Source organism: Ensifer adhaerens (assembly GCF_013283195.1).
In the GTDB taxonomy this organism is placed as follows: Bacteria; Pseudomonadota; Alphaproteobacteria; order Rhizobiales; family Rhizobiaceae; genus Ensifer; species Ensifer adhaerens_G.
This window is the reverse complement of sequence record NZ_JABEKT010000002.1, coordinates 579,206-593,706: the sequence shown is the minus strand read 5'-3', so window position 1 is coordinate 593,706 and position 14,501 is coordinate 579,206. Positions and strand designations below refer to the sequence as shown.

Sequence of the window (14,501 nt, the reverse complement as noted above, 5' to 3'; positions counted from 1 at the left end):
GGGTGCGAGGTGCTCCGGCACCCCGGTCATCGCGTGTGGCGCTCCTATCCGGCCTGCCTGAACTTGCGGTGATTGCGGCGTAGAGCGACCGCGTCGGCCGCTTCGATGATCGAGTCCGTATCGATGCCGAAATGGGCGTAGAGGTCGGCGATCGTGCCCGTCTGCCCGAAATGCTCAACCCCAAGCGAAACGGTACGGTGACCGTGCACCGATCCGAACCAGCCGAGGGTGGCGGGATGACCATCGGTGACGGTGATGATCTCGCAGGCATCCGAAAGCGGTGCCAGCAGCGCCTCGATATGGCTTTCAGCGGCGTGATGGCCGTGCCGTCGTGCCCGCTGCGCCGCCGTCCAGCCGGCGTTGAGCCGGTCGGCCGACGTCACCGCCAGCACGGCGACATCGCGATGACGCTCGGCCAGCCGCCCGGCCGCCATCAGCACCTCTGGCGCGACGCACCCCTGATAGGCCAGCACCAGCTGGGTATTCGGTCGCGGCTCACGCAACCAGTAGGCACCGTCGATCACGCCCTGGCGGAAGGCCGCATCCTCGCGGCGCTGCATCTGCTCGAGCGGGCGGGTGGTCAGCCTGAGATAGACCGAGCCGCCGGTCGTATCGCGCAGCCATGTGCGTTCGTCGTGCACGGCGTCGCCGTCGCGCTGCATGTAATCGAAGGACCAGTCCATGATCACGGAGAGTTCGTCGAGATAGGCAGGTTCGAAGCTGGCAAGCCCGTCCTGGCTCATGCCGATCAATTGCGACCCGATCGACTGGTGGGCGCCGCCTTCCGGCGCCAGCGTCACGCCCGAAGGTGTGCCGACGATCATGAAGCGTGCATCCTGATAGCAGGCATAGTTGAGGGCATCGAGTCCGCGGGCGACGAACGGATCGTAGACCGTGCCGATCGGCAGCAGGCGTTCGCCGAACACCGAATGGGAAAGGCCGGCCGCGGCCAGGAGCAGGAAGAGGTTCATCTCGGCAATGCCGAGTTCGATGTGCTGCCCGCCGGGACCGAAGGCCCATTTCTGCGCCGAGGGAACCTTCTCGTCTCGGAACGTGTCGGCCTGGGTCTCGCGGGCAAACAGGCCGCGCCTGTTGACCCACGGCCCGAGATTGGTCGAGACGGTCACATCAGGCGCCATCGTCACGATGCGGGCGGCGAGCGCATCGTCGCGCTGCGCCAGCGCATCGAGGATCTTGCCGAACCCCGCCTGGGTCGAAAGCTCGCGGTCGTCGAGCAGAACCGGACCGGCAGATTGCACCGGTTGCGACGTGAACCGTCGTGTGCCCTCGGCAAAAAACGGCACACTCTTCAGAAATTCCTTTGCCGCCTGGGCATCGGCCACCGCCGCGAACTCTTCCCATTCCTCGCCGGCGCGAACGCCGATCTTCTGCTGGAAATCCTGCATCTGCGCCTTGGTCATGAGGCCGGCATGATTGTCCTTGTGGCCGGCCAGCGGTGTTCCCCAGCCCTTGATCGTATAGGCAAGGAAGACCGTCGGGCGATCGTGGTCGATGCTGGCAAAGGTGTCGGCAAGTGTCTGGATGCAATGACCGCCGAGATTGCTCATCAGCGCCGAGAGGTCTTCGTCGCTTCGGGAAGCCAAGAGCTTGCTGACATGACCCTGGTCACCGATCTCGTCCTGAAGCCGCTTGCGCCAGGCGGCCCCGCCCTGGAAGGTCAGCGCGGAATAGAGCTGGTTCGGGCAACGGTCAATCCAGGCGCGCAGTACCTCGCCGCCGGGCTCCCTGAAGGCCGCCTCCTGCAAGGCGCCATATTTGACGACCTTCACGTCCCAGCCGAAAGCGGTGAAGATCGCCTCGATGCGTTGCCAAAGACCTTCGCGAACGACGCCGTCAAGGCTCTGACGGTTGTAGTCGATTACCCACCATGTGTTGCGCAGATCGTGTTTCCAGCCCTCCTGCAGGCACTCGTAGATGTTGCCTTCATCGAGCTCCGCATCGCCGACGAGCGCGATCATGCGGCCATCGCTCTTCTTCTGCGCCCAGGGTTTCGACGCGATGTAGTCCTGGATGATCGAGGCAAAGGCAGTAATGCCGACACCGAGCCCAACGGAGCCGGTCGAAAAATCGACGTCGTCGATATCCTTGGTGCGACTGGGATAGGATTGCGCGCCGCCAAAGCCGCGGAAATTCTGCAGCTTCTCGCGCGTCTGGTTGCCCATCAGATACTGGATCGCATGGAATACAGGGGCCGCATGCGGCTTCACCGCGACCCGATCTTCCGGCCGCAGGATGTGGAAGTACAGCGCCGTCATGATCGACGTGATCGAGGCGGAGGATGCCTGATGCCCGCCGACTTTCACCTCGCCCTTTTCCCGGATGTGATTGGCGTTGTGAATCATCCAGCACGCGTGCCACAGCACCTGCCGTTCCAGATCTTTCAGGCAATTCAGCGTGGCGGTCGAAAGTTTATGCGCTTGCATGTCGGCTCCTCCCAGAACATGAAAACGCTACACCCGGTCGCGCGAAATATCCGGTCTATCTTTGTTGGAAATTTTGTCATTTCCGGCAATACTGACCGATGAAACGCCATTTCAGGAAATTTCATGCCGAAGAAACTACCAAGCTTTGACGCAGCGACCATCCGCATTCTCGATCTGCTGCAGCAGAACGCCGAGATCAGCACGGCCGAGCTTGCCGAAGCAACCGGGCTTTCGGCCTCTCCCTGCTGGCGGCGCGTCAACGAACTTAAGGAGAGCGGTGTCATCAAGGGTTCGGTGGCGCTCGTCGACGCATTCGCGCTTGGCCTTGCCGTCAACGTGTTTGTGCACGTATCGCTGAAGCAGCAGGACCGGGCTTCGCTCGATGTCTTCAGCGCCGCGATCAGGACCAAGCCCGAAATCGTCGAATGTTACCTGATGACGGGAGAGTCGGACTACATGCTGCGCGTCGTCGTCGAGGACCTGATGAAGTACCAGGCGCTCGTGGTCGACTTCCTGACGACGATCCCCGGCGTCTCCAGCATCCGATCGAGCTTCGCACTCAGCCAGATCAAGTACACGACGGCGCTGCCGACCGAGCACCTTCGCAACGGTTAAATGCTGCCAGCAGAGCTGTCTCTAGCTCTTGAGGTAACTCAGCACGGCATCGGCGATCAGCCCCTTGTGCCGCTGCATCGTCTCCGGCTCGGAAAGGTCGCGCCGGAAAATCGTGCCGAACGTGTAGCGGTTGGAGACCCGGAAGAAACAGAAGGCGCTGATCAGCATGTGCACGTCGATCGGATCGGCCGTGCGCTGGAACACGCCCTCCGCGACGCCGCGCTCCAGAATGCCGGCGATGGTCTCGATAACCGACACATTGAGATCGCGGATCGCCTCCGAGCGCATCATGTGGGCGGCGTGATGGATGTTTTCGATGCTGACCAGGCGCACGAATTCCGGGTTCGCCTGATCATGGTCGAAGGTCGTCGAGATCAAGGTGCGCAGCGCCGCCTCGGGTGCCAGGCTCGACAGTTGCAGATCAGCCTCCAGGGTGCGGATCTTGCGGTAGGACCGTTCGAGCACCGAGAGATAGAGCCCCTCCTTGCTCTCGAAGTAGTAGTAGATCATCCGCTTGGAGGTGCGGGTCTTCTCAGCGATCGCATCGACACGTGCGCCGGCCAGACCATGGGTCGCGAACTCGTCCGTCGCCACGATGAGGATGTCCTCCTTCGTGCGCTGTGGATCGTTCTTGCGTCCATTCTCTGCTCGCGCCGCCATGCCCCGTCGCATCCTCCACCCTTGATTCTCAACGCGAAATGGCTGCCGCCGCCACGCGTTGGCCGCGGCTCCACTCCGCGACCTGCCCCAAGTCTTATTGGGCTTGCGCGCTTCTTTCAAGACATGCCGCTTGACATTCGAACTAGTTAGTACATTTTGAAATGGCATTCGGTCGCTTGGAGGAGAGATCGGCATGTCAGCCTTGCACACTTGCCAACCTTGTACACTTGGATGCCCTGACCGATGACGGACGTCACAGGCCGCAAGACACGGTTGATCGCCTGGGAGGAGCGAAATGGTGAGGATAATCGAATTCTGCTTCCTGCTGCTGAAGGTCGCCATCGCGCTTCTGCTTGCGGGCATGGTCGTGCTGGTCTTCGGCAATGTCGTGCTGCGCTACGCCTTCAACACAGGCATCACCTACTCCGAGGAACTGTCGCGCATCTTCTTCGTCTGGCTGACTTTTCTCGGCGCCGTCATCGCGATGCGCGAACACGCCCATCTCGGCGTGGATTCGCTTTTGCGCCGGCTGCCGCCCAATAGTGCAAAGGTCGCGATCCTTTCAGGCCAGGTGCTGATGCTGGGCGCAACATGGCTGATGATCAGCGGCAGCTGGTCGCAGACGCTGATCAATCTCCATGTCGCGGCACCCGCCACCGGCATTTCCATGGGCTTCTTCTACGGTGCAGGCCTCGCCTTCGGCATTCCCGCCTTCCTGATCATCCTCTGGGACATGTTCTCAATCCTCACCGGTCGCGTCGACGTGGCGACGGCCGAGTTGGTGCGTGACAGCGAGGATCAGGCGGCGCTCGACGAGCACCCGGGATCCCCGCTCGCCCATCCCGTCGCCAAGCCCTGAGGAGAGACCGATGACCGTCACGATTTTCCTCGGCGCCCTGCTTGGCCCGATGGCGCTCGGCGTGCCGATCGCGTTTGCGCTGATCATCACCGGCGTCGCGCTGATGATGTATCTCGGCCTCTACGACGCCCAGATCGTCGCCCAGAATGTGCTGAACGGCGCCGACAGCTTTCCGCTGATGGCCGTGCCCTTCTTCATGCTCGCCGGCGAAGTGATGAACACCGGCGGCCTGTCGCGGCGCATCGTCAATCTCGCCATGGCGATGGTCGGCCACATTCGCGGCGGCCTCGGCTTCGTCGCCATCTTCGCCGCCTGCATCATGGCGAGCCTCTCCGGCTCGGCCGTCGCCGACGCGGCGGCGCTCGGCGCGCTTCTGCTGCCGATGATGCTGAAATCCGGCCACGACCCGGCCCGCGCCGGCGGCCTTCTTGCCTCCGCCTCGATCATCGGTCCGATCATACCGCCGTCGATCGGCTTCATCCTTTACGGCGTCGTCGGTGGCGTCTCGATCACCAAGCTGTTCCTCGCCGGCATCTTCCCCGGCCTGATGATTGCCGCCGCCCTCTGCATCACCTGGATGATCGTTTCGCGCAAGGAGCAGCACCAGTTGCCGCCGCGCCAGAGCGGCGCCGTCAGGATGAAGACCTTCATCGACAGCCTCTGGGCGCTGTTCCTGCCTGTCATCATCATCGTCGGCTTGAAGTTCGGCGTGTTCACGCCGACGGAAGCCGGCGTGGTGGCGGCCGTCTATTCACTGTTCGTGTCGATGGTGATTTACCGCGAGCTGCCGCCAGCCAAGCTGTTTCACGTCTTCGTCGCGGCTGCTAAGATCACGTCGATCGTGATGTTCCTCGTCGCCTGTGCCGCCGTTTCGGCCTGGCTGATCACCGTTGCCGACGTGCCCGGCGATCTCGTCGCCCTTCTCGAGCCGCTGATGGACAACCAGACGCTGCTGCTGCTGGCCATCATGGCGCTCGTCGTCGTCGTCGGCACCGCCATGGACATGACCCCGACCATCCTGATCATGACGCCGGTGCTGATGCCTATCATCAAGCAGGCCGGCATCGACCCGGTCTATTTCGGCGTGCTGTTCATCATCAACAACTCGATCGGCCTGATCACCCCGCCTGTCGGCACGGTGCTCAACGTCATCTGCGGCGTTTCCAAGCTCAAGATGGAAGAGCTGATGAAGGGCGTCATGCCGTTCCTGATCGCCGAGCTGATCGTGCTTTTCCTGCTCGTGCTGTTCCCGCAACTGGTGACCGTTCCGGCCTCCTGGTTTGCGCGATAGGCACCACGCAACATCTGCAAGCTTAACCGGCCGGAGGGAGAAACCGGCCAAACCTGGGAGGGAAATATGTTCAACAGACTGATGAAAATGGCGCTCGGCGTTGCAATACCGGTAGCACTGATGGCGGCAAGCCCGGCACTCGCCGAGATCCGCGAGCAGCAACTCAAGTTCGCCGCCGCCAACAACAAGGGCCATCCCCAGGTCATGGGCATGGAGAAATTCGCCGAACTGGTGAAGGAGAAGAGCGGCGGCAAGATCGAGGTCAAACTCTTCCCCGGCGGTGTGCTTGGCGGTGACGTCCAGACCGTCTCGGCGCTGCAGGGCGGCGTCATCGAAATGACGGTCCTGAACGCCGGCATACTTGCCGGCAACGTCAAGCAGTTTGGCGCGGTCGACCTGCCCTTCCTCTTCAACAATGGCGAAGAGGCCGACAAGGTGATGGATGGCCCCTTCGGCACCAGCCTGACAGAATTGCTGCCCGCGACCGGGCTCGTCGGCTTGGGATACTGGGAGCTGGGTTTCCGCAATCTCACCAACAACCGCCACGCGGTCACCAAGCTCGAGGATATCAAGGGCCTGAAGATCCGCACGATCCAGTCGCCGATCCCGATCGAGCTGTTCAACAATCTCGGCGCCAATGCGGTGCCGCTGCCCTATACCGAGCTTTACACCGCGCTTGAAACCGGCACGGTCGACGGCCAGGAAAATCCGGCAGCCAACATTCTCAACGCCAAGTTCTACGAGGTGCAGAAGTACATGACGGTGACCCGTCACCAGTACAATCCGCAGATCGTACTCATCAGCAAGAAATTCTGGGACGGCCTCAACGACGAGGAGAAGGCGGTGCTGCAGGCATCGGCGACCGAAGCCCGCGACTACCAGCGCAAGGCCTCGCGCGAATTCGACGCCAAGGCGATCGCCGACATCAAGGCGACCGGCATGGAAGTCACCGAGCTGTCGCCGGAAGAAACCCAGAAGCTGCGCGACGCCGTCAAGCCGATGATCGAGAAATTCAGCGCCGAGATCGGCCCCGAAACCGTCGCTGCCCTGTTCAAGGAACTTCAGACACTTCGCGGCCAGTAAGCCTGCCGCCGGTCCGCAATGTCCGCGGGCCGGCACCCCGTCCCATCATGAAAGCCGTCGAGATGACCGAGACCCTTCTCAGACCGTTGAAAGCCGGATTGATCGGCGCAGGCATCCAAGCCTCGCTTACACCGGCGATGCACATGCGCGAAGGTGCGGCACAGGGGCTCGCCTATGAATACGAGCTGATCGACCTCAGCCAGCGCGGTGCTGGTCCCGAAGACCTACCGCAATTGCTCAGCGAGGCGGAACGGCGAGGCCTATGCGGGCTGAACATCACCCATCCGTGCAAGCAGTTGGTCATCCCATTTCTACACGAGCTGTCGGACGAAGCCCGCGATCTCGGCGCAGTCAACACGGTGGTGCTTCAGGCAGGCCGTCGCATCGGTCACAACACCGACTGCTGGGGTTTCTCCGAGAGCTTTCGCCGAGGCCTACCAGACGCGGCTCTGACGCACGCCGTCCAGCTTGGCGCCGGCGGCGCCGGCGTTGCGACGGCCTACGCCATCCTTTCGATGGGGCTGGCGTCGCTGACCGTTTTCGACCGGGAAATGGAGCGTGCGGAGGCATTGGCATCCAGCATGTCGGCGCTGTTTCCGCAGGCCAACATTGCTGCAGCCACGGACCTTGCCGCGGCGATGCAGGCAGCGGATGGCCTCATCCACGCGACGCCGACCGGCATGGCGAAATACCCCGGATTGCCGCTTCCCGCCGATCTGCTCGAGGCCCGCCACTGGGTGGCGGAAGTCGTCTATTTCCCGCTCGAGACAACCCTTCTGGCCGAAGCCCGACAGCGCGGCTGCCGCACGCTCGACGGCGGCGGCATGGCGGTGTTCCAGGCCGTCGGCGCCTTTCGCCTGTTTACCGGCCGAGAGCCGGACGCCGCGCGCATGCTTGCCCATTTCAAGGCCCTGACCGCCTGACGACAGGGCAACGAAGGAGACACGCATGAAAACCTCGATCGCCACCGTCTCCCTGAGCGGCGACCTGCGCAGCAAGCTTAAGGCGATCGCCAAGGCGGGTTTCGACGGCGTCGAGATCTTCGAGAACGACTTTCTCGTGTTCGACGAAAGCCCGCGTCAGGTCGGGCATATGGTGCGCGACCATGGTCTGGAGATTTCGCTGTTCCAGCCGTTCCGCGATTTCGAGGGCATGCCGGAGCCGCTCCGAACCCGGACATTCGACCGGGCGGAGCGCAAGTTCGACTTGATGCAGGAGTTGGGCACAGACCTGGTGCTCGTCTGCTCCAACGTTTCCCCCGCAGCCCTTGGCGGGCTCGACCGCGCAGCCGCCGACTTTCGCGAGCTTGGCGAGCGGGCGGCAAACCGCGGCCTTCGCGTTGGATACGAGGCGCTTGCCTGGGGACGTCACATCAACGACCACCGCGACGCCTGGGAAGTGGTGCGCCGCGCCGACCACGCCAATGTCGGCCTGATCCTCGATAGTTTTCACACGCTGGCGCGCAAGATCGACGTCAACTCCATCCGCTCGATCCCGAAGGAGAAGATCTTCATCATCCAGCTGGCCGATGCGCCGCTGATCGACATGGATCTGCTCTATTGGAGCCGACATTTTCGCAACATGCCCGGCGAAGGCGACCTGCCCGTGCTCGAATTCATGCGGGCAGTGGCGGCCACCGGCTATGACGACTATCTGTCGCTCGAGATCTTCAACGACCAGTTTCGCGGCGGCTCGGCAACGGCGATATCCGTCGACGGCCAGCGCTCGCTGCTCTACCTCGGCGATCAGGTGCGGCGGGCCGAGCCGGACATTGCGCTTCCCGTTCCCGAAATGCCCGATCGATCGGGCGTCGAAGGCATCGCCTTCATCGAATTCACCATCGACGAAGACGAGGCGCCGCACCTCGAGGCACTGATCCGCACACTCGGTTTCCGCAAGGCCGCACGACACAGAACGAAAAGCGTCACGATCTTCCAACAAGGTGACATCCGGCTGGTGATCAACACGGAAAGCCGAGGCTTTGCCAACTCCTCCTACCTGGTGCACGGCGCTTCGGCCTATGCGATGGGCCTTCTTGTGGACGATGCCAAGGCTGCGCACCGGCGGGCAATGGCGCTCGGTGCCGAGACCTTCGTCCAGCCGCTGGACGACGGTGAAATCGAAATGCCGGCGGTGCACGGCGTCGGCGGCGGCATCATCTACTTCCTCGATCGCGACAGCGAACTCGGGAGAATATGGGACGTCGAGTTCGAGCAGATCGAAGACCCTATCGCGACCGCCGCCGGGCTGCGTTCGATCGACCACATCGCCCAGACGATGCACTATGACGAACTGCTGACGTGGCTGCTCTTCTATACCTCGCTGCTGGAGGCCCATAAGACGCCGCTTGTCGACATCATCGACCCCTCGGGCATCGTGCGCAGCCAGGTGGTGGAAAATGCCTCGGGATCCCTGCGCATCACCATGAACGGGGCTGAGAACCGCAACACGCTGGCCGGACGCTTCATCGCCGAGACCTTCGGCTCCGGCATTCAGCATCTGGCCTTCACGACAGACGACATCTTCGCGACAGCAGACGCGCTTGCCGCAGGCGGCTTCGTCTCGCTGGCGATCTCGCCCAATTACTACGGTGACCTGGAAGCCCGCTTCGGCCTCGATCCCGATTTCACCGAAAGGCTGAAGTCAAAGAACATCCTCTACGACAGGGACGAAAACGGCGAATATTTCCAGCTCTACAGCCCGACCTTTTCCGGCGGTTTCTTCTTCGAGATCGTTGAGCGGCGCGGATATCGCGGCTATGGCGCGGCGAATGCGATCTTCCGCATCGCGGCGCTGCGCAAGTTCCTTGAGCCGGCCGGCATGCCGCGCGCGTAAGCATCTGGCATGCGCATGTCCTGGATTACTCCATGGACAGGTCATGGCGCCGTAACGCCCGTTCGCCGGCAGCACGACATTCCGATCGGGCCGCACGCAGAATTGACGGATCGCGTCACATTGCTTCGAACGCCGATGTAACAGTTACGGAAGGGCGATTTACGCTTCAAAGGCAGAGTATTCGTGACTACTGTGCGGGTTGAGCAGACTCCGTGGGACTGAACCTGGCTTTGTTGCCGAAAGGGTGTCGCATGACCGTGCCGAAAGCTGCCTTCTCTGCCTTTTCCGTCCTTCTCGCGTTCATGTTCAGCGCACCGACTGCCTACGCGCAGCAGGCGCCCGCCGTGGTGGTAGCGCCCGCGCGGATCGTGGACCTTCGCGAAAGCGTCGATCTGACGGGTCGCGTCGTCGCAACCCAGAAGGTTGATATTCGCGCCCGCGTCGCCGGTTTCCTTGAGGCCGTGAACTTCAAGGAGGGGCAGAAGGTAACGGCCGGGACCCAGCTCTATCAGGTCGAGGATGGCGCCTATCGTGCGGCCGTGCAGGAAATCGAGGGCTCGATCGAGGCCGCCGAGGCGCAGCGGGATCTGGCCGTGCTTGAGCAGGAGCGCGCCAAGCAACTGATTGCGACCAATACGATCTCGCAGGCCAAGGTCGATACAGCCAATGCCGAAGTCAAGAAGGCGGAAGCTGATCTCGTGAAGCTGCAGGGCAGCAAGCAGAGCGCAGACCTCAACCTCTCCTACACCAAGATTACCGCACCTTTCGACGGCGTGCTGGGCCTGAGCACCGCCGATGTCGGCGCGCTGGTCGGTCCGGATACCGGCCCGCTCGTCACCTTGACGAAGCTGGACCCGATCTATGTGGAGTTTCCGGTCTCGACGTCCTTGCTGCTGACCTATCGGGAACGCGTGCTGAAGGGGATGACGCCTGGCGGTGCCAATGTCGGGCTGACGCTGCCAAATGGTACCGAGTATCCATTGAAGGGCACGATCGATTTCATCGGCAGCAACGTCGCGCAGGGGACCGACACGGTGACTGTACGCGCGCAGTTCGACAATCCCAACGCACTGTTGCTCGACGGGACGCTGGTGCGGGTCACGCTGGAACAGTCCGACAAGCAGGATGTCTTGGCAGTTCCGCAAGAGGCGGTGCAGCGCGACCAGCAGGGTGCCTTCGTCATGGTTGTCGACGCCGCCTCCAAAGTCGAACTGAGGCGTATCGACGTCGAGCGCTCGGCTCGTGGGCTCTCCGTGGTCAGCAAGGGGCTGAAGGAGGGCGAAAACGTCATCACCGAAGGTGTCGGCAAGGTCAGGCCGGGCATCGTCGTTGACGCAGCAGCGGCGACGGGTGGCTGAGCATGATCTCTGAAATCTTCATCGATCGTCCGCGCTTTGCCGCCGTCATCTCGATCGTATTGACGCTCGCCGGCCTGATCGCGCTTACCCGGCTGCCGATCGCCCAGTTTCCAGACATCGTGCCGCCACAGGTCAGCGTCACCGCAAGTTATCCCGGCGCCGGCGCCGAGGTGGTCGAAACCACAGTCGCCCAGCCGATCGAGAGCAAGATCGTCGGCGTCGACGACATGCTCTACATGAAATCGACGAGCGGCGCTGACGGTTCCTATACGCTGACCGTCACCTTTGCCGTCGGCACAGACCCAGACATCGCCACCGTCAACGTGCAGAACCGCGTGTCGCTGGCCGAGGCCGGGCTGCCTTCGGAGGTCAAGCAGACCGGCGTCAGCGTGCGCAAGAAATCGTCGGCGCTGATGCAGGTGATCACCATCTACGGCAAGGACGGCAGCGACTTCGATTCGCTGTTTCTTTCGAACTACGCGACGATCAACGTGCTCGACACGATCAAGCGGGCGCCGGGTGTCGGCGATGCCTCGCTGTTCGGCGCCAAAGACTATGCCATGCGGATCGTGCTCGATATCGATCGCCTGACCAATCTCGGTCTGACGCCGACCGATGTGATCAACGCGCTGAAGACGCAGAACGTCCAGGCCGCCATCGGCCGGATCGGCGCGCAGCCGATGACCGACGATCCGCTGTTTCAGCTCAATCTGACGACCCAGGGCCGCCTCACCGATCCTTCCCAGTTCGAGGACGTGGTGTTGAGGGCCGAGCCGGACGGGTCGTTCGTGCGTATTCGCGATATCGCCAAAGTCGAGCTGGGCGCAGCGAGTTCTGACTCCAGCGCTCGTTTCAACGGCAAGCCGGTGGCGATGATCGGCACCTATCAGGCACCAGGAGCCAATGCGCTTGCCGCCGCCGAAGGCGTCAAGCAGGCGATGGAAAGGCTTTCCCAGTCGTTTCCCGAGGGCCTGACCTACTCGATCTCCTATGACACGACCCAGTTCGTCGAGGCGAGTGTGGAAAATGTCGTGCATACGCTGCTCGAAGCCTTCGTGCTCGTCATCATCGTCGTCTTCCTGTTCCTCGGTAATGTCAGGGCGACATTGATCCCGCTTGTCGCCGTGCCCGTCGCGCTGATCGGCACCTTCGCGGTCATCCTCGCCATGGGTTTCTCGCTGAACACCGTTTCGCTCCTGGCGATGGTGCTGGCGATCGGCATCGTCGTCGACGACGCGATCGTCGTGGTCGAGAACATCGAGCGGGTGATGGAGGAGAACCCCGGCATGCAGGCCCCCGAGGCGGCGCGCCTCGCCATGGGCGAGATCACCGGTGCGATCGTCGCTATCACGCTCGTTCTCCTGTCGGTGTTCGTGCCCGTCGCGTTCATTCCCGGATTGAGCGGTCAACTGTTCCAGCAGTTCGCCGTGGCGGTGTCCGTGTCGATGGTGATCTCCGCCATCAACGCGCTGACCTTGAGCCCGGCCCTCTGCTCGATCCTGCTGAAGCCCCATCACGGCCCGAAACGCGGCATCCTCGGCTGGATCTCGCGGCGGATCGACAACGGACGCGACGGCTATGTCCATGTCGCCGGGCATATCGCCCGTCGGGCTGTCCTTGGCCTTCTCCTCCTGGCAGTGGCGATCGGCGCCAGCGGTTGGCTGTTCCGCGTCGTGCCGACAGGCTTCCTTCCAAGCGAAGACCAGGGCGCCTATTTCACCGAGATAAGGCTGCCTGAAGGAGCATCCTACAACCGCACCGATGCGGTCGTTCGCGACGTCGAGAAAATGCTCGGCGGCATCGATGGCGTTGCCGACGTCATCACCGTCACCGGCTACAGCTTCCTCGACGGCCTGTCCAAGTCGAACAGCGCCTTTGCCATCGTCACGATGAAGCCGTTCGCCGAGCGCACCGGCAAGGCGAGCTCCGTCGACGCAGCGGTTGCAACGACCATGGCCAAAGGCACGGCGATCCGCGCCGCACAGATCTTCGCCTTCAACCTGCCGCCGATCATGGGCCTCGGCACCGGTTCGGGCTTCGAATACCAGTTGCTCGACCTCCAGGGCCGAACGCCCGCGGATCTGGCGGCGACGGCCGGCGGCCTGATTGTCGCCGCCAACCAGAGCCCGCTGCTCGGCCCGACCTTCACCACCTATTCGGCAAGTTCGCCACAGCTTTACCTCGATCTCGATCGGGATCGCCTGCAGGCGCTCGGGGTCTCGGTGAGCGATCTCTTCACCACGCTGCAGGGCACGCTCGGGTCTTTCTACGTCAATGACTTCAATCTCTTCGGGCGCAGCTGGAAGGTCAACATGCAGGCGGCCGAGGCCGACCGTGCGTCGGTCGACGACATCTCGCGCCTGCACGTACGCAACGCCTCGGGTGGCATGGTGCCCGTCGCCTCCGTCGCGCGCGTCGAATATATCATCGGGCCGCAGTCGATCGTCCGGTACAACAATTACCGCTCGATCACGCTGAATGGTCAGCCGGCACCCGGCGTGTCTTCCGGCGAGGCGCTCGCCGCGATGGAGGCGCTGTCGGCGACCACCCTGCCCCCCGGCTACAGCTACGAGTGGACCGGAACCGCGTTGCAGGAACTTGAAGCGGCGGGACAGACGACGGCGATCCTCGCGCTGGCGGTGCTGTTTGCCTATCTGTTCCTGGTGGCGCTCTACGAAAGCTGGACGATCCCGATCCCTGTCCTTTTGTCGGTGGCGGTCGGCGTCGCCGGCGCCCTCGTTTCGATCCTTATCGCGGGCCTGTCGTTCGACATCTATGCCCAGATCGGCCTCGTCGTGCTGATCGCGCTCGCCTCCAAGAATGCGATCCTGATCGTCGAATTCGCCAAGTTTCATCGCGAGAAAGGTGCCGGCATCGTCGAGGCGGCGGTCGAGGGCGCCCGCGCCCGCTTCCGCGCAGTGATGATGACGAGCTTCGCCTTCATCGTCGGGCTCATTCCCCTGGTGACGGCCGAAGGCGCCGGCATGCTGAGCCGGCGCGCCGTCGGCACAGGCGTTGCGGGCGGCATGCTCGCGGCCTCGCTGATCGGCATTTTCATCATCCCGGCCCTTTATGTGGTGTTCCAGTGGTTGCGTGAACGTGGCCACAGGCTTGCCGGTCTCTCGACCACGGGCGGCGTCCACGCATCAGCGACAAAGGCTGATGCCGGAGCCACGCCGGCTTCTGCAGAGACTGGCGAGGATGCAGGTCGCGCCGCTGCCGAGCAACACGGCCCCTAGCTCGAGCACGTCGTCACACCTGTTTTACAGAAGCACATTATGCGGTGTGGCCGCAGGCAACGCGGCTGCTATCGCTCCGGCAGGCGCGGAGCCGCGACTTGACAGTCTGGGCGAAAC

At 62.8% G+C, this 14,501-nt stretch carries 10 protein-coding genes; 8 read left to right on the top strand and 2 right to left on the bottom strand.

Annotation, left to right across the window (positions count from 1 at the left end):
- Positions 1–44: 44 nt before the first annotated feature.
- Positions 45–2,444: a transketolase-like TK C-terminal-containing protein gene (locus tag LPJGGPFB_RS19235; RefSeq protein WP_234902936.1), complete on the bottom strand. Its 2,400-nt coding sequence runs from the start codon at positions 2,442–2,444 to the stop codon at positions 45–47.
- 123 nt (positions 2,445–2,567) lie between these two features.
- Between LPJGGPFB_RS19235 and LPJGGPFB_RS19230 the strand changes: the two genes are divergently transcribed.
- Complete coding sequence (locus LPJGGPFB_RS19230; RefSeq protein WP_173421537.1) at positions 2,568–3,059, top strand: Lrp/AsnC family transcriptional regulator; 492 nt, start codon at positions 2,568–2,570, stop codon at positions 3,057–3,059.
- Between the two features lie 21 nt (positions 3,060–3,080).
- Here the strand turns inward: LPJGGPFB_RS19230 and LPJGGPFB_RS19225 are convergent, their stop codons facing one another.
- Entirely contained in the window at positions 3,081–3,719 is a 639-nt protein-coding gene (locus LPJGGPFB_RS19225; protein ID WP_077501126.1) for a TetR/AcrR family transcriptional regulator, read from the bottom strand.
- A gap of 295 nt (positions 3,720–4,014) precedes the next feature.
- Between LPJGGPFB_RS19225 and LPJGGPFB_RS19220 the strand changes: the two genes are divergently transcribed.
- The 7 genes from LPJGGPFB_RS19220 (at position 4,015) to LPJGGPFB_RS19190 (ending at position 14,384) form a co-directional block, all read left to right on the top strand.
- On the top strand, positions 4,015–4,578 hold the full coding sequence (locus LPJGGPFB_RS19220; protein ID WP_173421536.1) for a TRAP transporter small permease: 564 nt from the start codon (positions 4,015–4,017) through the stop codon (positions 4,576–4,578).
- A 10-nt stretch (positions 4,579–4,588) separates the two neighbouring features.
- Positions 4,589–5,869 carry a TRAP transporter large permease subunit gene (locus LPJGGPFB_RS19215; RefSeq protein WP_173421535.1) on the top strand — a complete coding sequence of 427 codons (1,281 nt, stop codon included), beginning with the start codon at positions 4,589–4,591 and terminating at the stop codon, positions 5,867–5,869.
- Positions 5,870–5,935: 66 nt separating this feature from the next.
- Positions 5,936–6,952 (top strand): TRAP transporter substrate-binding protein, encoded by a 1,017-nt coding sequence (locus LPJGGPFB_RS19210; RefSeq protein ID WP_173421534.1) that lies wholly within the window; start codon positions 5,936–5,938, stop codon positions 6,950–6,952.
- 62 nt (positions 6,953–7,014) lie between these two features.
- Complete coding sequence (locus LPJGGPFB_RS19205; protein ID WP_173421533.1) at positions 7,015–7,875, top strand: shikimate dehydrogenase; 861 nt, start codon at positions 7,015–7,017, stop codon at positions 7,873–7,875.
- Between the two features lie 25 nt (positions 7,876–7,900).
- Positions 7,901–9,787: a bifunctional sugar phosphate isomerase/epimerase/4-hydroxyphenylpyruvate dioxygenase family protein gene (locus LPJGGPFB_RS19200; protein WP_173421532.1), complete on the top strand. Its 1,887-nt coding sequence runs from the start codon at positions 7,901–7,903 to the stop codon at positions 9,785–9,787.
- A 251-nt stretch (positions 9,788–10,038) separates the two neighbouring features.
- On the top strand, positions 10,039–11,145 hold the full coding sequence (locus tag LPJGGPFB_RS19195; protein WP_173421531.1) for an efflux RND transporter periplasmic adaptor subunit: 1,107 nt from the start codon (positions 10,039–10,041) through the stop codon (positions 11,143–11,145).
- A gap of 2 nt (positions 11,146–11,147) precedes the next feature.
- Positions 11,148–14,384 carry an efflux RND transporter permease subunit gene (locus tag LPJGGPFB_RS19190; protein ID WP_173421530.1) on the top strand — a complete coding sequence of 1,079 codons (3,237 nt, stop codon included), beginning with the start codon at positions 11,148–11,150 and terminating at the stop codon, positions 14,382–14,384.
- Positions 14,385–14,501 lie beyond the last annotated feature (117 nt).

Excerpts from the sequence above, each read along its gene's own strand:
- LPJGGPFB_RS19235 (WP_234902936.1), bottom strand. The coding sequence starts at position 2,444 with ATGCAAGCGCATAAACTTTCGACCGCCACGCTGAATTGCCTGAAAGAT.
- LPJGGPFB_RS19230 (WP_173421537.1), top strand. The coding sequence starts at position 2,568 with ATGCCGAAGAAACTACCAAGCTTTGACGCAGCGACCATCCGCATTCTC.
- LPJGGPFB_RS19225 (WP_077501126.1), bottom strand. The coding sequence starts at position 3,719 with ATGGCGGCGCGAGCAGAGAATGGACGCAAGAACGATCCACAGCGCACG.
- LPJGGPFB_RS19220 (WP_173421536.1), top strand. The coding sequence starts at position 4,015 with ATGGTGAGGATAATCGAATTCTGCTTCCTGCTGCTGAAGGTCGCCATC.
- LPJGGPFB_RS19215 (WP_173421535.1), top strand. The coding sequence starts at position 4,589 with ATGACCGTCACGATTTTCCTCGGCGCCCTGCTTGGCCCGATGGCGCTC.
- LPJGGPFB_RS19210 (WP_173421534.1), top strand. The coding sequence starts at position 5,936 with ATGTTCAACAGACTGATGAAAATGGCGCTCGGCGTTGCAATACCGGTA.
- LPJGGPFB_RS19205 (WP_173421533.1), top strand. The coding sequence starts at position 7,015 with ATGACCGAGACCCTTCTCAGACCGTTGAAAGCCGGATTGATCGGCGCA.
- LPJGGPFB_RS19200 (WP_173421532.1), top strand. The coding sequence starts at position 7,901 with ATGAAAACCTCGATCGCCACCGTCTCCCTGAGCGGCGACCTGCGCAGC.
- LPJGGPFB_RS19195 (WP_173421531.1), top strand. The coding sequence starts at position 10,039 with ATGACCGTGCCGAAAGCTGCCTTCTCTGCCTTTTCCGTCCTTCTCGCG.
- LPJGGPFB_RS19190 (WP_173421530.1), top strand. The coding sequence starts at position 11,148 with ATGATCTCTGAAATCTTCATCGATCGTCCGCGCTTTGCCGCCGTCATC.